This is a genomic window from Sorangium sp. So ce131 (assembly GCF_051519095.1).
Lineage (GTDB): Bacteria > Myxococcota_A > Polyangia > Polyangiales > Polyangiaceae > Sorangium.
Genome location: NZ_CP150455.1, coordinates 10,485,516 through 10,505,443, shown reverse-complemented (window position 1 = coordinate 10,505,443; position 19,928 = coordinate 10,485,516). Strand labels below are relative to the sequence as shown.

The following is a 19,928-nucleotide window of genomic DNA, read 5'->3' as shown; positions in this document are numbered from 1 at the left end:
CCCCGGCGCGATGGCGAATCGTGCGCTGTCGCGGCGCCGTCGCCTCGACTTCGCCTCTCCGCCCGCGGCGTGTGCCGGCCTTGCGCTCCCCCGCGGAACCTGAGAGAGATGAAGGCATGAACGGGAAGGTCTGCATCGTCACCGGGGGCAACACAGGCATTGGCAAGGAGACGGCGCGCGGACTCGCGCAGCGGGGCGCGAAGGTGGTGCTGGCGTGCCGCGACACCGGAAAGGGGGAGGCCGCGCGCGACGACATCGCGCGCACCACCGGCCGCACGGACGTGGAGGTGAGCGCGCTGGATCTCGCGAGCAAGGCGAGCATCCGCGCCTTCGCGGAGACGTTCCGCGCGAAGCACGATCGCCTCGACGTCCTCGTGAACAACGCTGGGCTCTGGACGGGCTCGCGCAGCACGACCAAGGACGGCCTCGAGACCACGTTCGGGGTGAACCACGTGGGTACGTGGCTGCTCACGCAGGAGCTCCTCCCGCTGCTCAAGCACAGCGCGCCGTCGCGCATCGTGGTCCTGTCCTCGAGGATGCACTACCAGGGCAGGATGGACTGGGACGATCTGCAGTTCGAGCGGCGGAAGTTCAGCAGGATGAAGGCGTACGGCCAGTCGAAGCTCGCGAACGTCCTCTTCACCAAGGCGCTTTCGCGGCGGCTCACGGGCACCGGCGTGACGGTCAACGCCGTCCACCCGGGCGTGGTCGCGACGGAGTTCTCGCGCGACTTCCCGCAGGTCCTCATGAAGCTCTTCAGCCTGTTCATGCTCACGCCCGAGCAGGGCGCCGCGTGCTCGCTGCACGTGGCGACGGCGCCGGAGCTCGCCGGGGTGACAGGGGAGTACTTCGAGAAGAGCCGCGCCATACCGGCCGCGAAGGCGGCGCTCGACGAGGTCGCGCAGGAGCGGCTCTGGAAGCTGACCGAGGCGCTGGCGGGGTAAATCACGCTGCGGCCATCACGGCGCGCGCCTCGTCACTTGAGCGCAGCCATGTCGAGCGCTCCGCAGTCCCACTCGATGCTGAAGGGGTTATATGCCACAGGCATCAAGGCGGCGGAGATAAAGAATGATGGAGCTGCGATTCATTCCTCTCCTCGCGATAGCGTTGGCCGGCGGGCCCGTGGTGCTGCCCGCGGGCGGCGCCTGGGCGGCCGGCGCGCCGTCCTGGGAGCTCGTGCCGCCGAGGAGCACCCCGCGCGCGGAGCACACGGCCACGCTGCTCCAGGACGGCCGGGTGCTCGTCGTGGGAGGCTTGCGGCCGTGACGTTTTTTCGGCCGCCAATGTGGACACCCGTTCCTACCATGCGTACGATCGTCCACATGACGAACCCTGACGACGCCCGGTCCATGCGCGAGCGGATGCTCGCCGGAGACCCCTACATCGCCGACGATCCGGAGATCGCCGAGCAGAGCGCCGCCGCGCTGGACCTGGTGGCAGCCTACAACGCGACCTCGGTACGGCAGCGCCCGCTGCGCCGCCGCCTGCTGGAGCAGCTGCTCGGCTCGATCGGCGAGGGCACGGAGATCCGCCCGCCGTTCTACGTCGATTACGGCGGGCACATCACCATCGGGGCGCGCTGCTTCGCGAACTTCGGGCTGGTCGCGCTCGACGTCGCGCCGATCACGATCGGCGACGACGTGCAGATCGGGCCGAACGTGCAGCTGCTCACGCCGACGCACCCCGTGGAGCCCGAGCCCCGGCGGAACAAGTGGGAGGCCGCGAAGCCCATCACGATCGGGAACAACGTGTGGCTCGGCGGCGGTGCCATCGTGCTGCCCGGGGTGACGATCGGGGACAACACCGTCGTCGGCGCCGGCTCGGTGGTCACGCGCGATCTGCCGGCCAACGTCATCGCCGTCGGCAACCCCGCCCGCGTGATCCGCTCCCTCACCGACACCGGGGCCGCGCCGGCGCCGGCGCCGGGCAAGGCGCGAGGGTGACGGAGCCGTTATGAGCGCTGCCAGGCCGAGGACCGCCGCGACCGCGCGGCCGAGGGCCACCGCGCCGGCGCGGCCGAGGGCCGCCGCGCCGGCGCGGCGGGCTCGCCGCTATGACCCCGGGCGCAAGGACCGGCTGGTGGCGACGGCGCTCGACGTGATCGCCGAGCAGGGCGTCGCCGGCGCCTCGCACCGCACCATTGCCCGGGCCGCCGACGTGCCGCTCGGCTCGACCACGTACCACTTCGCCTCGATCGACGAGCTCCTCGCCGCCGCGTTCACGAGGCACGCGGAGACCGTGGCCGCCCGGCTCGAGGAGGGGATGCGCGCCGCGCGCGGCCGCAAGGCCGCCGTCGAATTCCTGGTCGAGCACCTCAGCGCGGACCTGCTCGGCTCGGCGCGCGACCTCGTGCTCAGCGTCGAGCTCTACGTCGCCGCCGCCCGGCGGCCCGCGCTGCGCGCCGTCACCCAGGCCTGGATGCTGCGGAGCCGCCGCGCGCTGGAGCTCCACTTCGACCCGGTGACCGCGCGCGAGCTCGACGCCCTGATCGAGGGCCTCGTGCTGCACAGCGCCCTGTCCACGGAACCCATGACCGCCGAGCAGATCCGGCACGCCATCCGCCGCTTCACCCGCTGAGCTCCCGCCGAGCGACGCCTCGGCCTGGCCCTCGTGACCTGCGGAGTCGGCCCACCGTGGCTTTGCGCGCGTGTCTCACGAGCTCGCCGCGGCTTGACGGGATGCCCGCCGACGGCGACGATAACCCGCATGGGCACACCGGACGGTTCGGGCAGGGGCGGCGCGCGCGCGATCGACGCGCGCGCGCGGCGGCTCCCGGGTGAGGCGCGATGACGACGCGCGTGTTCCTCGTGCGCCACGGCGCCACGGTGCTCACCGCGGAGGACCGGTTCGCCGGCGAGACCGACGTGGCCCTGTCCGACGAGGGGCGCGAGCAGGCCGCAAAGCTCGCCGCGCGGCTCGCGAGCCAGCCGATCGACGCCGTCTACGCGAGCCCGATGAGCCGCACGGTCGAGACCGCGCGCATCGTCGCGCAGCCCCACGGGCGCGAGGTGCACCGCCGCGAGGCCTTCCGGGAGATCTCGCACGGCCGGTGGGAGCAGCTCACGCGCGCCGAGGTCGAGGCGCAGTATCCGGACGAGTACGGTAAATGGGAGCACGACCCGTACACGTTCGCCCCCGCGGGCGGGGAGACCGGCCTCTGCGTCACGGCGCGCGCCCTGCCGGCGCTGCTCGAGCTCGTCGCGGCGCACGCGGGCGCCCACGTGCTCGTCGTCTCGCACAAGGCCACGATCCGGCTGCTCATCAGCGCGCTGCTCGGCTTCGATCCGCGCACCTACCGCGACCGCCTCGACCAGAGCCCCGCGGCGCTGAACATCCTCGATTTCAAGGACCCGACCCGGCCGCGCCTCACGCTCTTCAACGACACCTCGCATTACGCGACCACCGCGGCCGAGATCCCGGGGATCCCCTCGAACCGGCTCTCGAAATGGTGGGACACGCCGGCCGGCGGCAAGGCGCCGGGGCAGTAGGCCCCGCGCCCCGGCGCCGGCCCGAACGACGCTACGCGCGGGTGCTCAGCTCACCGGGGGCGGGTTCCGCTCACTGAAGACGCCGACCTGGTGGAAGTTGGGATAAGGCAGCTTCGTCTTGCTGGCGGCGTCCAGCTTCGCGACCTGCTCTGCGGTCAGGTTCCAGCCGACGGCCCCGAGGTTCTGCCGGAGCTGCTCCTCGTTCCGGGCGCCGATGATCACGTTCGCGACGCTCGGCCGCTGCAGCAGCCAGTTGAGCGCGACCTGCGGGACGGTCTTGCCCGTCTCCTTCGCCACCTCGTCGAGCGCGTCGACCACCTTGTAGAGGTACTCTTCCTCGATCGGCGGCGCCGCCTCGGCCACCGACTTCGTCTGCAGCCGGCTCGTCTTCGGCAGCGGCTGCCCGCGCCGGATCTTCCCCGTGAGCCGCCCCCAGCCGAGCGGGCTCCAGACCACCGCGCTGACCTTCTGGTCGAGCGCGATCGGCATGAGGTCCCACTCGTAGTCGCGCCCGATGAGCGAGTAGTACGCCTGGTGCGCCACGTACCGCTCGAGGCCGTACTTCTCCGACACCGCGAGCGACTTCATCAGGTGCCAGCTGGAGAAGTTCGAGCAGCCGATGTAGCGGATCTTCCCCGCGCGCACGAGGTCGTCCAGCGTGCGCAGCGTCTCCTCGACCGGCGTCTGCGCGTCGAAGCCGTGGAGCTGAAACAGATCGATGTAATCGGTCTGCAGCCGCCGCAAGCCCGCCTCGACGGACCGGATCAGGTGATACCGCGAGGAGCCGACGTCGTTCGGCCCCGGGCCCGACCGGAAGGTCGCCTTCGTGGAGATGATGACCTTGTCACGTTTCCCCTTGATGGCCTGGCCGAGGATCTCCTCCGCCGCCCCGCTCGAGTAGATGTCGGCCGAGTCGAACATGTTCATGCCCGCCTCGATCGAGATGTCGACCAGCCGCGTCGCCTCGGCCACGTCGCTCTTGCCCCAGGCCCCGAAGAACTCGTTGGTCCCCCCGAACGTCCCCGTCCCGAGGCTCAGCACCGGAACCTTGAACCCTGACCCGCCAAGCAACCTGAATTCCATGGGATCTCCTGAGGTGTGTTGAGGTCATCGCCGCAGGCGCGGCTCCGGCCGTGTGGGTGATGGAAGCGCCTGGGTCCGTTTCCTGTCCTGCTTCAGGCGAGCGCCGCACGCCTCTCCAGCCCAGCGGCAACCTGGTCGGAGCAGGTCGGATGGATGCCGTCCATGAAACGACGGCCAGGAACTACCAACGGAATCTGGGGACGGAAGACAAGCAAGCCCATCCGGGAATGTCAAGGAGCATCGCTCCCCCGAGCCTCCCGTCTCCCGCCCCCGCCGCGCGTTCACATGCGCATGTGAACGCGTTCACATGCGCATGTGAACGGCGGCGCGCTTCCCGACGCGGTTATCCCACGAGCTCGGCGTCGTCGCTCCGCGCCGGGGGCCGGCCACCCGGCGCACCCCCGCTCCGCAAGCGACGACGACCGCCGCCGCCTCAGTCGTAGTACTCGTTGCCGAGGTGCGTGATGAGCTCTTCCCCCATCATCCAGCGCAGCGTGTTCTTGAGCTTCATCGACTGGATGAAGAGGTCGTGCTCCGGGTAGAGCTCCGGCGCCGTCATCGGGCTCTTGAAGTAGAAGCTCAGCCACTCCTGCGTCCCGCTGAACCCGGCCCTCGCCGCGAGGTCCAAAAACAGCGCCAGATCCAGCACGATCGGCGCCGCCAGGATCGAGTCCCGGCAGAGGAAGTTCACCTTGATCTGCATCGGATAGCCGAGCCAGCCGAACAGATCGATGTTGTCCCACCCCTCCTTCGCGTCGCCCCGCGGCGGATAATGCTCGATCCGCACCTTGTGGTAGAGCTTCGAATAGAGCTCCTTGTAGAGCTCCGGCTGGAGGATCTGCTCCAGCACGCTGAGCTTCGACGCCTCCTTCGTCTTGAACGAGTCGGGGTCGTCGAGCACCACGCCGTCGCGGTTGCCGAGGATGTTCGTCGAGAACCACCCCGAGATCCCGAGCATCCGCGCCTTGAACGCCGGCGCGATCACCGTCTTCATCAGCGTCTGGCCCGTCTTGAAATCCTTGCCCGCGATCGGCACCCCGTGGGCGCGCGCGAGCTCCGAGGCCGCCGGGAAATCCACGGTGAGGTTCGGCGCGCCGTTCGCGAACGGGACGCCCTCCTTGATGCACGCCCACGCGTAGAGCTGCGAGTTCGAGATCGCCGGGTGGTTCGCGAGCAGCCCCGCCTCGAACGCGGCCACCGACTGGTGCACGTCCGCGGGCGCGATGAAGATCTCCGTCGATCCACACCAGACCGCCACCGCGCGCGTCGCCCCGCGCGACCGCACGAAGCTCCGGATGTCGTCGCGCAGCTGCTCCACCATGTCGGCCTTGCTGCGGCCCGACTTCACGTGCGGGCCGTGCAGCCGGCGCACGTAGTCCGGGTAGAACACCGCCCTCATCGGCGAGACCGCGGCGAGCTCCTCGCGCACGGCGTCGAGGTGCGCGGCCTCGAGCACCTTCGCCTCCTGGGCGGCCTCGTACGCGTTGTCCGGGAAGATGTCCCACGAGCCGAACTCGATGTCCGAGAGCGACGCCAGCGGGACGAAATCCTTGATCCTGGGGGACCGGTTCTCGGTGCGTTTGCCCAGCCGGATGGTCCCGAGTTGCGTCAACGCGCCGACGGGCGCGGCCAGGCCGCGCCGCGCGAGCATCACGCCCGCGATCGTCGTGGTCGACACGGCCCCGAGCCCCGGCAGGAGCACGGCCAGCTTCCCCTCCGGCTTCACGACGGTCTGCGGCTGCTTCATCCCGATGTTCTCTCCTCAGCTCAATCCAAGCTCAGCCGTTCGCGGCCTGCGGCAGCGGCGCGTCGCCCTCGGACGTCACCAGCGCCGCCGCGTGCCGGCCCAGCCCGAGCACGCCCCGGAACCCCTCGATCGTCCGCCGCAACCCCACGCGCAGCGGCACCTTCGGCTCGAACCCCAGCGCCCGCTTCGCGTGCTCGATCACCGGCTGACGCTGCCGCGGATCGTCCGCCGGCAAGGGGCGGTGCTCGATCCGGCTCCGGCTGCCCGTCAGGTGGATCACCTCCTCGGCGAGCTCCAGCACCGTGAACTCCTCGGGGTTGCCCAGGTTCACGGGGCCGACCTCGGTGGGGTGCTCCATCAGCCGGACGATGCCCTCGATGAGGTCGTCGACATAACAGAAGCTCCGCGTCTGGGAGCCGTCGCCGTAGACCGTGAGGTCCTCGCCGCGCAGCGCCTGGACGATGAAGTTCGACACCACGCGGCCGTCGTCGAGCGCCATCCGCGGGCCGTACGTGTTGAAGATGCGCGCCAGCCGGACCTCGACGCCGTGGCGACGGTGGAAGTCCATCACGAGCGACTCGGCGCAGCGCTTCCCCTCGTCGTAACACGAGCGGATCCCGACCGGGTTCACGTAGCCCCGGTAGCTCTCCGGCTGCGGGTGGACCTCGGGATCGCCGTACACCTCGCTGGTCGACGCCTGGAACACCCGGGCGCCGCAGCTCTCGGCCAGCTTGAGCGCGTGGAACGCCCCGACCACGTTGACCAGCGTGGTCCGCACCGGATCGCGCTGGTAATGGGGCGGGCTCGCCGGCGAGGCGAGGTTGTAGATCCGGTCGACCTTGAAGTCGTACGGCTGCGTGACGTCGTGCTCCACCAGCCGGAAGCGGCGGTGGTGGAGGAGGTGGGCGACGTTCGCGTCGGAGCCGGTCGAGAAGTCGTCGAGCGCGATGACCTCGTGGCCATCGCGGATCAGCCGGTCACATAGGTGGGAGCCGACGAAGCCGGCCCCTCCGGTCACCAGGATGCGCAGCGCAGCGCTCATGTCTCTCTGACCTCCTCTCCGGGAAACGACGACCGAACGCTCGCCCACACGCTCACGCGGGGGAGCGCAAAAGGCTCCCTGTCCATCCTCGCCGCGATCGGTTCGTCATCCTTCATTGGCAGCACGCTGTTCCAAATCCGACGCACACGTCGATCGATGTCACAATCGAACATCCCCTGGGAGCTCGCGCTCTTCGGCGAGCTCCCGGGCATACCTCTCCAGCGCCTCGGCGCGGTGCGCGGCCGTGTGCCGGGCGAGCACGCGCTCGCGCGCCCGCTGCCCGATCGCGACGCGCTCCCGCTCCGGGAGCTCGCGGAGCAGGTGGAGCGCCTCCTCCGAGGAGCGGGCGATCAGGATCTCCTTGCCGGGCTCGAAGATCTCCTCGATCCCCGCCCACGCGTCGCTGATCACCGGCACGCCGCACGCGGCCGCCTCGAAGAGGCGCACGCTCGGCGAGTACCCCGCCTCGATCATGTCCCGGCGGGTGACGTTGAGCGTGAACCGCTGCGCGTTGTAGAAGCCGCGGTGCTCGCCCGGCGGGATGTGATCGGTGCGATCGACGTTAGCAGGCCAGTCGATGTCGCCCGGGTACTGCGGCCCGGCCACGGCGAAGCGGCCCTCGGCCCAGCGGCGCGCCGGCTCGACGAGCAGCCGATCCAGCGTGGGCTGGCGATCGGCGCTGTACGTGCCGAGGTAGCCGAGATCCCACCGCGGCGCGGCGCGCTCCGGGTAGTAGGCCTCCGGGTCGACCGAGCAGTAGAGCGGCCGCGCCCGCTTCGCCCCGTAGCGGCGCTCGAGCAGCTCCAGCGTGGGGCCGCCCGTGAACGAGAGGTAGAGGTCGTACCGCGGGATCAAGGACGGCGCGAGGTACTCGGTGTCGCCGCGCTCGAGCTTCTTCAGCGTGACCGGCGTGTCGATGTCGTAAAACGCCGTCTTCCCGCGCGCCGTCTCCGTGACCCAGGCGCCGACGGCCACGCCGTCGGGCACGTACGAGCCGACGACCACCATGTCCGCGTCGCGCACCACGTCCCGGAAGCGCTCGTGCAGGTCGTCGAGGCTCTGGTAGAGCTCGGTCCGGCCGTAGGGAGGGTGGGGGAGGTCGCGGTTCTCGGCGTAGAACCAGAGGTCCCGCTCGAGGAAGAGCACGCGGTGGCCGCGCTGCGCGAGCCGCTTGAGCAGCCCGCGGTACGTGGTCGCGTGGCCGTTGCCCCACGACGAGGTGATCGACAGGCCGAGGAAGACGAAGGAGAGCGGCTTCACGGCGCGACCGCGGTGAGGGTGACGTCCGGCCGGGCGAGCAGCGCCTCGACCTGCCTGGCGCGCTCGGCGTACGTGTGCGCGGCGAGCACGCGCTGCTTCGCCGCCTTGCCGATGGCGCGCGCCCGCTCGGGCGTGAGCGCCCGGAGGTGCGCCGCCACCTCGTCGCCGTCGCGCGCGACCAGCACCTCGCGCTCCGGCTCCAGGAAGAGCTCGATGCCCTCCCACGCGTCGGTGATGAGGCACGCGGCCGCGCCCGCGGCCTCGAAGACCCGGGTCGCCGGGGAGAAGCCGACCGACGCCATGCTGTCGCGCGCCACGTTGAGCACCGCGCGGGCGCTCGCGTTGAACGCGTTGTGATCCGCCGTGTAGACGTGCCCGACGTAGCGGACGTTCGGCGGCATCGGCTTGTCGTGCCAGCCGTTGCCGCCGAGCAGGAAACGCAGCTCGGGGAGCGCGGCCGCGGGCTTCAGGAAGAACTCCTCGACGCGCCTCTCCCGGTCCGGGAGGCGGTTCGCGAGCAGCGCGAAGTCGCAGTCGAACCGCGGGTCCGGCGCGACCTCGAAGTGGGTCTCGGGGTCGAGCGCGTTGTAGATGGGCACGCAGCGGCGCGCGCCGAGCGCCTCGTAACCGCGCACCACCGGGTCGCCGCCGCCGTAGGTGCAGACCAGGCTGTAGCGCGGGATCAGCGCGCGGAACGGGTCCGACGGGGTGGTCCGGACGCGCTCGAGCGTGGCCGGGGCGTCGACATCCCAGAAGATCGTGGTGAGCCCGGGCCGCTCGAGCGCGGCGACCTCGGCCTCGAGCAGCTCGTCGAAGACGCCGACGCCGCTCGCCTTGACGACCACGTCCGCGCTCCGCGCCTGCTCGACGAGCCGGCGCGGCTCCGCGGGATCGGTGCCGGAGTAGACCACCACCTTGGCCCACGGCGGGTCCTCGATGTCGCGGTGCTTCTGCCGGTCGTAGGCGTCCGGCTCGTAGAAGGTCACGCGGTGCCCTCGCGCGGCGAGGGCGCGGATCACGCCGCGGTAGTACGTCGCGGCGCCGTTCCAGTAGGCGGAGACGAGGCTCGATCCGAAGAAGGCGATGGTGAGCGGTCGGCTCGGGTTCGGGCGTCGGTTCATGCGGTGGCTCGGTGGGGGGTGGCGGCGGGCGCGGGGAGGTCCACGTCGACGCCGAGATCGGCGGCGATGTGCAGGAGCTCCTCGGCCCGGTGGGCGCAGGTGTGTCGGGCGAGGACCGTCTTGCGACCCCGCTCCGCCATCTCGGCGGCCATGGCGGGATCGGCGAGCAGGGCCCGGAGGTGCCTCTTCATCTCGTCGCCGTCCCGGGCGACGAGGTAGTCGCGGCCCGGCGAGAACAGCTCCTCCGCGTCGTTCCACGGGGAGCAGACGAGCGGGATCGCGCAGGCCATGGCCTCGAACGGCCGGATGGTCGGGATGCCCGGGAGCGACTCGACGTAGGGCCGCCTCGGCACGTGCACGGTCAGCCGCGCCCGGCCGAACGCCTCGGGGGCCCGGTAGTTGGCGAGCCAGCCGCGGTACTCGATGCCCGCGGAGGCGAGCGCCGCGCGCGCGTGCTCGGGGTACCGCACGCCGTGCACACGCGCGGAGAGGCCGAGGTCGCGCGCCGGGCCGATCAGGAACTCGTCGAGCTCGCGCGTCCGCTCCTCGTCGCCCCAGTTGCCGACCCACACGAGGTCGCGCTCGGGCGCGGCCTCGCGGCGCGGCCGGAACACCCGCGCGTCCGCGGCCTCGTGCCAGATGAAGGCGCGGCGGGCCCAGCGGCGCGCGAGGTAGAGATCGCGGATCACCCGGCCGAAGGCGAGCACGCCGTCGTAGTGGGCGAGGTCGTAACGGGCCATGGCCCCGGGGTCGGTGACCGACCGGTGGTGCGTGTCGTGGAACAGCAGCTGGTACGACGCGCGCGCGCGGTTGACGCCGACGCGGTGCGCGCCGACGCGGGCGACCAGCTCGGGCTCGCTCCACTCGTGGACGATCACCAGCGACGCGCCGTCGAGCGCGCGATCCAGGTCGAGCGACGCGAGGTCGTAGCGGATCGGGGCGACGTGCGGGTAGACCGCCTTCACCTCGTCGAGCGGCGCCTCGCCGTGATCGGCGATCAGGTTCTGGAGGCTCCAGGCGTCCCTCGGCTCGTAGACGTGCACCTCGTGCCCGCGCAGCGCGAGCTCGGTCACGACGCCCCGGAGGAAGTGCGCGTTGCCGTGGTTCCAGTCGGAGAGCAGGGAGTGGCAGAACAGGACTATGCGCATCGCCCCTCCGCCTCCATCGCGGGGGTTTCGGACGGCCGCTCGGACCGCCAGATCGCGGAGATCCGGGGCTGCCAGAGCAGCTCGCGGTAGAGCTCCAGGTAACGCTGGACCATCTGCCCGGGGGTGTAGAGCCGGGCGCGGGCGCGGGCGCGGGACGCCATCTGCACCCGCCTCGCTGGATCGTCGATGAGCGCCTTGAGCTCGCGCCGGAGCGCGCTCGTGTCGTCGGGCGCGACGAAGAGGGCCGCGTCGCCCCAGACCTCGCGCAGGCTGGGGATGTCGCCGAGGACGAGGGCGCAGCCGGAGAGCGCCGCCTCCAGGATCGACAGGCCGAAGGGCTCGTAACGCGCCGGGAGCGCGTAGATCGCCGCTCGGGAGAGCGCCTCGGCGACGCCGGCCGCGGAGAGCACGCCGAGGTGCTCGAGCGTGTCGATGCGGAGCGAGCCGCCGCCGGGGTGGGCGTCGCTGCCGGCCACCCGGATCGGCCAGGGCAGGTGCGGGGCGACCTCGCCCAGGGCCGCGATGTTCTTGGCCTGATCCCAGAGCCGGCCGACCGCGAGCACGACGTCCTCCTTGCGGGCCGGCCGGAGCGCCGCGGGATCGGCGGCGTTCGGGATCACGAGCGCCCGCCGGGGCGCGCCGTAGTGCTGCACGACGGCGCGCATCATCGCCCGGGTCGGCGCGACGACCGCCGCCGCCGCGGCGAGGCCGCGCGCCACCTCGTGCGTATACCGGGCGTAGGACGAGGGCGCCGCCTGCTTGAGCACGGCGTCCCACCACGAGAGGACACAGGAGTGGGCCACGACGAGCTTCGGGGCGCGGAAGCTCAGCGCGCCGTGCGCGTAGCCGTTGAGGTGGACCACGTCCGGGCGGACCTGCTCCTCGATCTCGAGCAGCCACGCGCCGGCCCGCTCGACGTCGGCCCACGGGTCATCCATCCACTCGAGCCGGAAGTCGCTCTCGAACAGCGCGAGCCCGCGCACGCGGCCCGCGGCCTCGCGCTGGGCCGGCGAGAGCGGCCCGCCCATGGCGGCGAGCGTCGTCTGGACGCCGCGCTCGGCGAGCGCGCGCGCGAGCTCGATCGAATACGTGAAGACGCCGCCCACCGTGTCGGTGGTCATCAGGACCGAGGCGACGTTGGCGAGCGCGTCAGCCATGGCCCGGGTGCGCGGCCTCCAGCTCGGAGAGCGGCAGCGGGCGGCTCTCCTGGATGTCGCTGAACTGATCGAACTGGCCGAGGTAGTGGGTGAGCGAGCGCTCCCACGCCTCGTCGTCGGGCCTTCCCCAGCGCATCGTGTAATCGGGCGAGCCCGGGTAGGGGAACATCGGCACGGGCTCGTTCGCCCAGACGCCGTGCTGCCGCAGCCGATCCCGGAACGCGGCGACGTCCGCCGGGTCGTCGGTCCGCGACTGGATCAGGTTCGCCTGCACGAAGGGGACGCTCTTCTTGGCGTGGATCAAGAGATCGCTGAGCTGCTCGGTCGAGAGCTTGCAGTGCTTGGCGAGCAGGCTCCTGCCCTCCTTCGTGATGCTCTCCACCCCCGCCTCGATCGAGACGCAGCCCGCCTTGCCGAGCAGGTCGAGCATCTCCCGGTTCCAGTTGTCGATGCGCAGCTGGCAGCCGAAGGAGACCTCTCGATCGACCAGCGCCTCGAGCAGCGGGCGGTCGGGCAGGAAGATCTCGTCGATGAAGTAGACGTAGCGGACGCCCTGGGAGACGAGCGCGTCGAGCTCGTCGAGGATCACCGGCAGGGGGCGCTTGCGGTAGCGGTCGCGGAAGTTGTCCTTCGCGCAGAAGGTGCAGTGGTAGGGGCACCCGCGGGACGCCTCGATCTCGGCGCCGGGGCCGACGGGCGTGGTGTCGAAGCGGTGGTGGTGGTGGGCGTGGCGCGCCACCGTGGCGTCGTCCCAGCGGAGCGCCGGGAGCCGGGCCATGTCGGCCGCGCGCGGCCCGCCCTGGACGCGCGGCGCCCCGCCGTCGACGTACGCGATCCCGTCGATGCCGCCCCACTGCGAGCGCGGCCGATCGGCCAGCTCGACGAGCGCCTCCTCGCACTCGCCCATCACCACCGCGTCGACGCCGAGCTTGCGCAGGGTGGCGCGGGGGGTGGTGGAGGCGTGCGGCCCCACCGCGAACCGGAGCCCCGGCAGGTCGCGCAGCGCGCGGAGGACCTCCTGGGGGACCCGGAGCTCGGGCGGGGCGCAGCGCCAGAAGAGGTAACTCGGCGCGGTGGTCACGACGATGGCGTCGGGGCGGAGCGCGGCCACCTCGTCGCGGAGCGCGTCGTGGGAGAGGTCGCGGGCCTGCGCGTCGACGATCGCCGCCTCGTGCCCGGCGGCCTCGAGAAGCGCCCTGGCGTAGCCGTACTCGAGCGGCAGGTGCGGCTCGCGGCAGCCGAAATAGATGCTCCCCTCGAAGCTCCAGCGCGGGTTGATCAGCGCGAACCTCACCCGACGCCCTCCAGGCGGAGCTCCTCCGCGGCCTGGGCGGGGGAGGCCTTGCCGGTGATCTCGATCATTTCCTGCAGCCAGCCGTAGAGCTTGCGCACGCCCTCGCGGACCCGGACGCGCGGCCACCAGCCCGTGACGCCGGAGAACCGGCGGCAGTCGGACACGTAGTAGCGCTGGTCCCCGGGCCGCCACTCCTCGAAGCCGGTGGTCGGGCGCTTGCCGTCGAGCTCCTCGATCATGTCGAGCAGCTCGAGCAGGCTGATGGTGTTCTCCGGACCCCCGCCGATGTTGAAGGCCGAGGCGGAGACCTGCCGGATGTTCTTCCGGGCGAGCAGGAAGGCGTCGACGAGGTCGTCGATGAAGAGCACGTCACGGACCTGCATCCCGTCGCCGTAGAGGGTGATCGGCTCTCGCCGGAGCGCCTGGATCAAGAAGTGGGCGACCCAGCCCTGATCCTCGGTCCCGAACTGGCGGGGGCCGTAGATGCAGCTCATCCGGAACACCGCCGCCGGGAGCCCGAAGGTGCGGGCGTAGTCGATGACATACTGGTCGGCCGTGCCCTTGGAGCAGCCGTAAGGGCTGTGGAAATCGAGCGGGCGGGCCTCGGAGATGCCGGAGGCGCGGAGCTTCGGATCCTCCGGCTCGTAGTGCCGGTCCCGGCACTGGAGCGGGACGTCGGGCAGGCCGCCGTAGACCTTGTTGGTCGACGTGAAGAGGAGCGGCGGCGGGCTCTTCGAGGCCCGGATCGCCTCGAGCACGTTGAGCGTCCCCCGGGCGTTGATCTCGAAGTCCTCCACCGGCCGGACGAGGCTGGTGGTCACCGCGACCTGGGCGGCGAAGTGGAACACGCTGGAGGCGCGCTGCACCACCTCGGCGACCGCGGCGGCGTCCCGCACGTCGCCGGTGACCAGCGTGACGCGGTCCCCGTGGACCCGCTTCAGCCACTCGACGTTGCGCACCACCGAGGGCCGCGAGAGGTTGTCGAAGAGGATGACCGACTCGCCCGCCTGGAGCAGGCGGTGAGCGAGGTTCGCCCCGACGAAACCGGCGCCGCCGGTGACCAGCGCCGGACGGCCCGGCCCGGCGGGGCTGACGAAGTCGAGGTCCGCCGCGCTCATACCGTGAGCCCCCGGGCGTCCAGCTCGGCGCGGGCCTCGGCGACGGCGTCCTTGGCCACCTGCCCCTCGAGCCAGCCGGCGAGATCGCGCAGGCCCTCCTCGAGGGTGACCTGGGGCTCATACCCGATCTTGCGCTGCGCCGCGCTGATGTCGGCGAAGCAGTGCCGGATATCGCCGAGGCGGGACTTGCCGGTGATCTCGGGGTCGATCCGGTCTTTGCCCATCACCTTCCGGACGTGCTCGGCGACCTCGCGGACGGTGTAGGACCGCCCGCTGCCCACGTTGAGCACCTGGCCCACCGCGGACTCGGCGCTCATGACCCGGACGCAGGCGCGGGCGATGTCGGCGACGCTCACGAAGTCGCGCCGCTGGAGGCCGTCCTCGAAGATGAGCGGCGGGCGGTCGTTGAGGAGCCGGGAGGCGAAGATGGCGAGCACGCCGGTATACGGGTTGGAGAGGGCCTGGCGGCGGCCGTAGACGTTGAAGAAGCGGAGGGCGACGGTCGGGATGTTGTAGGCGCGCCCGAGCACCAGGCAGAGCCGCTCCTGGTCGTACTTGGAGAGCGCATACACCGACTCGAGCGCCGGCGGCTTCGACTCGGGGGTCGGGACGGGCACGAGCACCTCGCCGGCCTCGCTCCGGACCTCCCACTCGCCGCGCTTGAGCTGCTCGAGCGGCCGGCTCGTCCCGGGGACCACCGCGCCGGAGGGCGTCCGGTAGAGCCCCTCGCCGTAGACGCTCATGCTGGAGGCGACGATGAGCCTCGCCACCGGCTTCTCGGCGAGCTCCTGGAGGAGCACGGCCGTGCCGAGGTTGTTGACCGAGGTGTACTCCTCGATCCTGTACATGCTCTGTCCGACCCCGACCATGGCCGCGAAGTGGTAGACCACGTCCACCCCGCGCAGCGCCGACTTCACCGCTTCGCGGTCGCGGACGTCACCCACGATGAGCTCGACGTCCGGATTGAGGTACGCCGGCCGGCGGCGCTCCGGGCCGTGGACCTGGGGTGTGAGGTTGTCGAGCGCCCGAACGCGGTGCCCTTGACGCAGGAGTTCGTCGGCGACGTGCGAGCCGATGAACCCCGCTCCGCCGGTGATGAGGACGTGACTGGCCATATTCCTCTGTGTCGATGGTCGAACGCGCGACGAAGACCGCCGCGGGTTTGAGTCAGACCGGGCAAACGCAGACGGGGCTGCGCGAGCCCGCGCCGAGGCTATATAAGCGATGCGCCCTTAACAGCAACGCCGCGCTCTGAACATCCACTGCGTGGGGTGCCCGGGAGTTTCGCTGCGGACAGCGTACAATCGACGCCCGGGACGCCATCCGAGTAACATGTAATCCAGGGGTCTGCAAGCGACGTTCGTTAGAGTTTTGCCACCCTCTTGACCCACGCGATCTTCCGATTCCCGAGATGAAGTCCTCTGGTTCCTCAAGGGCCCTCCGGTAACACCCTACTCACTTCAGGACCTCACTGTACCGCGTGCGCCGAGGCGTCGACCGAGCCGCTGTGCGAGGCCGGCTCAGGTGAAACCCGCCCTTCTCTAGGGGGAAGTCCGTATTGACTCATGGGCAGCGTCCTGCTCGGCGCGTTCGATCTCGTCGAGCACCTCCTCCGGACGGACATCCTTCTTGAGCTCTTCGAGGTGGGGATCGCTCGGGCGGTTCACGCCGAGGTGCCGCGAGATGCCGTCGACGAGCTCGATCAACCGGGTGACCTCGTGCTCTGCCAGGAGGTTGACCTGGAGATCGAGGTCGGCGCGTTTGTCCGCGAGCGCCTGCATGCGGTTCTGGCTGATGAGCACGAAGGTCGAGAGGAAGATGGCCTCCACCGAGGCGATCATGGCGAGCATCACGAAGGGGAACGGGTCGAACGGCTTGATGAAGGATACGATGCCGGTGTTCACCACGATCCATCCCCCGAACACGCCGGCGTGGAGGAACACGAACGTCATGCTCCCGGTGAACGCCGTGATCGTGTCCGCGAGCCGCTCCTGGAAGCCCTTCTTGCGCTCCAGTTCCGTCCGAACCTGTATGAGCGCCTGGATGTTCCGGCGCACCACGCCCTCGATCTCGGAGCGATCTTCAGCCGATCGAACACGACGCGTTTCCGCATCTCCCATGAGGTTTCCTCCTAGCATGAAGGCCCCGGCGCCCGGCCGTGTCAATCCGATTTTCCGGCGAGCGCAGCCGGGCCTGTGGCTCGCGCTGGTCGGGCGCCTCCTGTTGCATTACGCTGAGTCGCGCAATTTTCCACGACAATCTGCAGCGGGCGAGGGCCCGCATCCGAGGAGCCATGATCGTCGTCACCAACCGCATTCCTGTTGCCGAGGGCCACGAGGCCGAGTTCGAGGACCGTTTCAAGAACCGGGTCCACCTGGTCGACCGCGCGCCCGGGTTCATCCGCAACGAGGTCCATCGGCCGCGGCCGATGAAGCTGGACCACGCGACGGGCGAGTGGAGCCCGGACCCGACGGCGCAAGGCTTTTACGAGGTGAAGACGTGGTGGCGCTCGATGGATGACTTCATCGCGTGGACGCGGAGCCCGGCCTTCGCCGAGGCGCACCGGAACCGCGCCCCGAAGGAGATGTTCGCGGGGCCGAGCAAGCTGGACATCCACGAGGTGTTTCTCAGCACGGATCTTCCTGCCTGATCGCGGAGGCGGGGGGCGGGCCTACGAAGGCGCGACGCGGGCGCCGTCGGGTGGGGCATCGCGGCGGGGGCGGGCGGGCGCTGGCCAATCGGCGAGGCGGGCGGCGAGAGAGCTTGCGCATGAGAACACCGCCCGGCATGTCTCCCTTCGGGCCATGCCAGCTGAGACGTTATGGTGCGCGCCACACAAGGCGCGCCTGGGACGTCTCGCCCGCTGAGAGCTTATGGTACCTCGGTCGGTGCTCGGCGCGCCCGCCCGCCCCCGCCGCGATGCCCCACCCGACGGCGCCGTTCCGCTGGGCAACGAAGGCCGGCCGCGGGGGCCTTGAAGGCGAGGCACTTCATGGACTACGAGGGCGGCCGGGCGAGCTCGTATGTCAGAACACACGCCGAGAGGGGATCCCGCCCTCGCTACACCGGTGGGCCCTGGGGCCCGCCGAACACCGGAACCGCTGTCACGCAAGGCGATGAGGCGGGCGGGGGCCTTCGTGTTCCTTGTCCCCAGCGCGATCACGCTCTGCTCCATCTTCTGCGGTCTGGACGCGATAAGGATCGGCGCGTCGGCGCGCTCGGCGGACGACTTCCACCGCGCGGCGTGGCTGATCGTCCTTGCGATGCTCGCCGACGCGCTCGATGGGCGGGTCGCACGCATGACCGGCACCCAGAGCGCCTTCGGGGTCCAGATCGACTCGCTCGCCGATCTCGTGTCCTTCGGCGTGGCCCCGGCGGTGCTCGTGTACCAGTGGACGCTGCACCGCCTCGGGGGGCTCGGCGTGCTGGGGGGGTTCGTGTTCACCGCGTGCGCGGCGATCCGGCTCGCACGCTTCAACGTGATCTCGGCCGGCGAGGGGCGCCGAGCGGCGACGCCCCCGAGGTACATCGTCGGGCTGCCCGTGACCGGCGCGGCCGGGACCCTCGTCGCGCTCGTCATGAGCCACCAGCCCGCGGACGGGCAGAGCGGCGGCGGCACGGCGCCGGCGACCCTCGCGACGGCGCTCCTCCTCTCGCTCCTGATGGTGTCGACGATCCGGTTCCGCTCGTTCAAGGACGTGCGCCTCGACGCGCGCTCCCTCGCGTGCGCGGCGCTCGCGGCCGGAGCGGGCGCCGTCATCTCGGCCCGATGGCAACCGGCGCTCGTCGCGGTCTGGCTGATCGGCGCCTATGTCGCGCTCGGCGTCGTCGAGTCGATCGCCCACCTGCCGGCGAGGCGGCGCGCCGCGCTGCGCGGCCCCGCCTCGCCGGACGCGCCCCACGCCGGCTGATCCCCGCGGCGCCGCCGGCTCAGAAGGGCGAGCCGTTTGCGCGCAGGCCGGGGGACGACGGGAGCGGGGCGCTCGGGTTCAGCGTGGTGTGCAGGGCGATGGCCGCCGCCGGCGTGGCGTCGGGGCTGCGGTTCAACGAGATGCCGTCGCTGCTGGAGGGCAAGGAAGGGTAGGTGACGCTGTCCACGGTCGCGCCCGACGCGTTCCGCAGCGTGATCGTGTCGCCGCCGTTGGCGAGCCCGAGGGCGCCGCTGGACGCCGCGACGGCGCCGCTGACGCCCGACGGTATCGCCCGGGCGCCGGCGTACACCGTGATCGCCGTGGACGGCGCGAGCGAGACGCTGGAGGCGAAGGTGTGCCGCGTCGCGTCGTCGGAGAGCGTCCACCCGCCGAGCGCGGCGGTCGCCGAGCCGACATTGACGATCTCGACGAACTCGCCGGCCGTGTCGCTGCCCGGCTCGTTCGCGAGCACCTCGTTGATGATCACCGACGCGACGCCCGTCCCCCCGCCGCCGTCCGGGGTGCCCGTCCCGCCGCCGTCGGGGATCATGAAGTCGCGCACGACCGCCATGTGCTGCATCCCCGAGGCGCCGCTGTCCGAGGAGAGCGCGGGGCTGATCTCGGTGATCGGCGAGTAGACGCGCGTGTCCACGACGAGGCCGTTCGTGAAGGTGCTCCCGCCGATGACGACGGCGGTCTCGTGCGGCGTGAGGTCGCTGTCGACGAGCACCCAGTCATAGGGCTTCGTGCGCGAGGCATTGGTTCCCGTGTTCCCGTTCCTGTCGGCGGGGGAGGGCCCTGACGTGACGACGACGCTCCCGAAGGTCCCAATACACGCCTCGGAGGCGGACCCCGTGTTGAAGTCGCCGCCGATGACCAGGTAGTCGCCCGCGGGCACCTGCGCGGCGATGTAGTTGACGAGCTGCCGCGCCTCCGTGTTGCGCACGCCCGAGCCCGAGGTCAGGAGGTGGACGCTGACGGCCCAGAGGTCGACCGGGCCGGGGATGTCGATGCGCGCCCAGGCGAAGTCCCGGTTGCCCACCGACCCGTCGTCCCACTCTCCGGATGCGACGATCGGCCACCGGCTCACGATCCCGTTCGGGATCTGCGCCCCGGCCTCGCGGTAGTAGCTGAACCCCGTACCGAACGTGAGGTTCACGAACTCGCGGATGGCGTCCGGGGTGTTGCTCCCGTAGTTGAACTCCTGGAGCAGGGCGATGTCGGGCTTGACCCCCTGCAGGATGCGCCTGCCGTGCCCCGGATCGTAGCTCTGCGCCGTGCCGCTCGTGATGTTCGCGGCCATGAGCCGGACGCGCGTGGTGAGCGCGCCGCTGCCCTCGCCGATCAGGGACGCCTCGGGCTCGATCGCCCCGTCCGGCGGCGGGTCCGCGGCGCACCCCGCCCCGGCGAGCGCGGGCAGGAACAGCGAGAGGTGCACCGCGACGTACCGCGTCACCATGGAAGACGTCAATTGCATGTTGTTCTACCGGACCTTTCTCGGGCTCGTTCCATCACAGCACGGAACCGGGCTCAGCGGGAGCCATCATCGTCTGTCTCCG

Annotated in this window: 19 protein-coding genes; 7 read left to right on the top strand and 12 right to left on the bottom strand. The window is 71.0% G+C overall.

Annotation, left to right across the window (positions count from 1 at the left end):
* Positions 1–116 precede the first annotated feature (116 nt).
* From WMF43_RS38160 to WMF43_RS38140, 5 genes are all read left to right on the top strand, one after another.
* A complete protein-coding gene (locus tag WMF43_RS38160; RefSeq protein ID WP_437672488.1) occupies positions 117–944 on the top strand; it encodes an SDR family oxidoreductase in 828 nt (275 codons plus the stop codon).
* A gap of 124 nt (positions 945–1,068) precedes the next feature.
* On the top strand, positions 1,069–1,266 hold the full coding sequence (locus WMF43_RS38155; protein ID WP_437672486.1) for a hypothetical protein: 198 nt from the start codon (positions 1,069–1,071) through the stop codon (positions 1,264–1,266).
* A gap of 56 nt (positions 1,267–1,322) precedes the next feature.
* Positions 1,323–1,943 (top strand): sugar O-acetyltransferase, encoded by a 621-nt coding sequence (locus WMF43_RS38150; RefSeq protein WP_437672485.1) that lies wholly within the window; start codon positions 1,323–1,325, stop codon positions 1,941–1,943.
* 10 nt (positions 1,944–1,953) lie between these two features.
* Entirely contained in the window at positions 1,954–2,577 is a 624-nt protein-coding gene (locus WMF43_RS38145) for a TetR/AcrR family transcriptional regulator (RefSeq protein ID WP_437672483.1), read from the top strand.
* Between the two features lie 209 nt (positions 2,578–2,786).
* Positions 2,787–3,488, top strand: coding sequence for a histidine phosphatase family protein (locus WMF43_RS38140; protein ID WP_437672482.1), 702 nt, complete (start codon positions 2,787–2,789; stop codon positions 3,486–3,488).
* Between the two features lie 45 nt (positions 3,489–3,533).
* Here the strand turns inward: WMF43_RS38140 and WMF43_RS38135 are convergent, their stop codons facing one another.
* From WMF43_RS38135 to WMF43_RS38085, 11 genes are all read right to left on the bottom strand, one after another.
* Entirely contained in the window at positions 3,534–4,571 is a 1,038-nt protein-coding gene (locus tag WMF43_RS38135; protein WP_437672480.1) for an aldo/keto reductase, read from the bottom strand.
* 433 nt (positions 4,572–5,004) lie between these two features.
* Complete coding sequence (locus WMF43_RS38130) at positions 5,005–6,318, bottom strand: inositol-3-phosphate synthase (RefSeq protein ID WP_437672478.1); 1,314 nt, start codon at positions 6,316–6,318, stop codon at positions 5,005–5,007.
* A gap of 31 nt (positions 6,319–6,349) precedes the next feature.
* Positions 6,350–7,360: a UDP-glucuronic acid decarboxylase family protein gene (locus WMF43_RS38125; RefSeq protein WP_437672477.1), complete on the bottom strand. Its 1,011-nt coding sequence runs from the start codon at positions 7,358–7,360 to the stop codon at positions 6,350–6,352.
* 159 nt (positions 7,361–7,519) lie between these two features.
* Positions 7,520–8,620 carry a CgeB family protein gene (locus tag WMF43_RS38120; protein WP_437672475.1) on the bottom strand — a complete coding sequence of 367 codons (1,101 nt, stop codon included), beginning with the start codon at positions 8,618–8,620 and terminating at the stop codon, positions 7,520–7,522.
* Positions 8,617–9,741, bottom strand: a complete 1,125-nt coding sequence (locus tag WMF43_RS38115; protein ID WP_437672473.1) for a CgeB family protein — start codon at positions 9,739–9,741, stop codon at positions 8,617–8,619. Before WMF43_RS38115 ends, WMF43_RS38120 begins: the two co-directional genes overlap by 4 nt.
* Entirely contained in the window at positions 9,738–10,889 is a 1,152-nt protein-coding gene (locus tag WMF43_RS38110) for a CgeB family protein (protein ID WP_437672471.1), read from the bottom strand. Before WMF43_RS38110 ends, WMF43_RS38115 begins: the two co-directional genes overlap by 4 nt.
* Positions 10,880–12,046 carry a glycosyltransferase family 4 protein gene (locus tag WMF43_RS38105; RefSeq protein WP_437672469.1) on the bottom strand — a complete coding sequence of 389 codons (1,167 nt, stop codon included), beginning with the start codon at positions 12,044–12,046 and terminating at the stop codon, positions 10,880–10,882. Before WMF43_RS38105 ends, WMF43_RS38110 begins: the two co-directional genes overlap by 10 nt.
* Positions 12,039–13,340, bottom strand: coding sequence for a TIGR04295 family B12-binding domain-containing radical SAM protein (locus WMF43_RS38100; protein ID WP_437672467.1), 1,302 nt, complete (start codon positions 13,338–13,340; stop codon positions 12,039–12,041). The genes WMF43_RS38105 and WMF43_RS38100 overlap by 8 nt, the downstream gene beginning before the upstream one ends.
* Positions 13,337–14,458, bottom strand: a complete 1,122-nt coding sequence (locus tag WMF43_RS38095; RefSeq protein ID WP_437672466.1) for an SDR family NAD(P)-dependent oxidoreductase — start codon at positions 14,456–14,458, stop codon at positions 13,337–13,339. The genes WMF43_RS38100 and WMF43_RS38095 overlap by 4 nt, the downstream gene beginning before the upstream one ends.
* The gene (locus WMF43_RS38090) at positions 14,455–15,573 is read right to left on the bottom strand and encodes an SDR family NAD(P)-dependent oxidoreductase (protein ID WP_437672464.1); all 1,119 of its coding nucleotides are present in this window, start codon (positions 15,571–15,573) and stop codon (positions 14,455–14,457) included. Before WMF43_RS38090 ends, WMF43_RS38095 begins: the two co-directional genes overlap by 4 nt.
* A gap of 426 nt (positions 15,574–15,999) precedes the next feature.
* On the bottom strand, positions 16,000–16,578 hold the full coding sequence (locus tag WMF43_RS38085) for a DUF1003 domain-containing protein (RefSeq protein WP_437672463.1): 579 nt from the start codon (positions 16,576–16,578) through the stop codon (positions 16,000–16,002).
* A gap of 173 nt (positions 16,579–16,751) precedes the next feature.
* Between WMF43_RS38085 and WMF43_RS38080 the strand changes: the two genes are divergently transcribed.
* Both WMF43_RS38080 and pssA read left to right on the top strand, forming a co-directional pair.
* The gene (locus WMF43_RS38080; protein ID WP_104984746.1) at positions 16,752–17,108 is read left to right on the top strand and encodes an antibiotic biosynthesis monooxygenase family protein; all 357 of its coding nucleotides are present in this window, start codon (positions 16,752–16,754) and stop codon (positions 17,106–17,108) included.
* A 487-nt stretch (positions 17,109–17,595) separates the two neighbouring features.
* Positions 17,596–18,369, top strand: coding sequence for a CDP-diacylglycerol--serine O-phosphatidyltransferase (gene pssA, locus WMF43_RS38075; RefSeq protein ID WP_437672461.1), 774 nt, complete (start codon positions 17,596–17,598; stop codon positions 18,367–18,369).
* 19 nt (positions 18,370–18,388) lie between these two features.
* Here the strand turns inward: pssA and WMF43_RS38070 are convergent, their stop codons facing one another.
* Positions 18,389–19,846, bottom strand: coding sequence for a lamin tail domain-containing protein (locus WMF43_RS38070; protein WP_437672459.1), 1,458 nt, complete (start codon positions 19,844–19,846; stop codon positions 18,389–18,391).
* Positions 19,847–19,928: the final 82 nt, after the last annotated feature.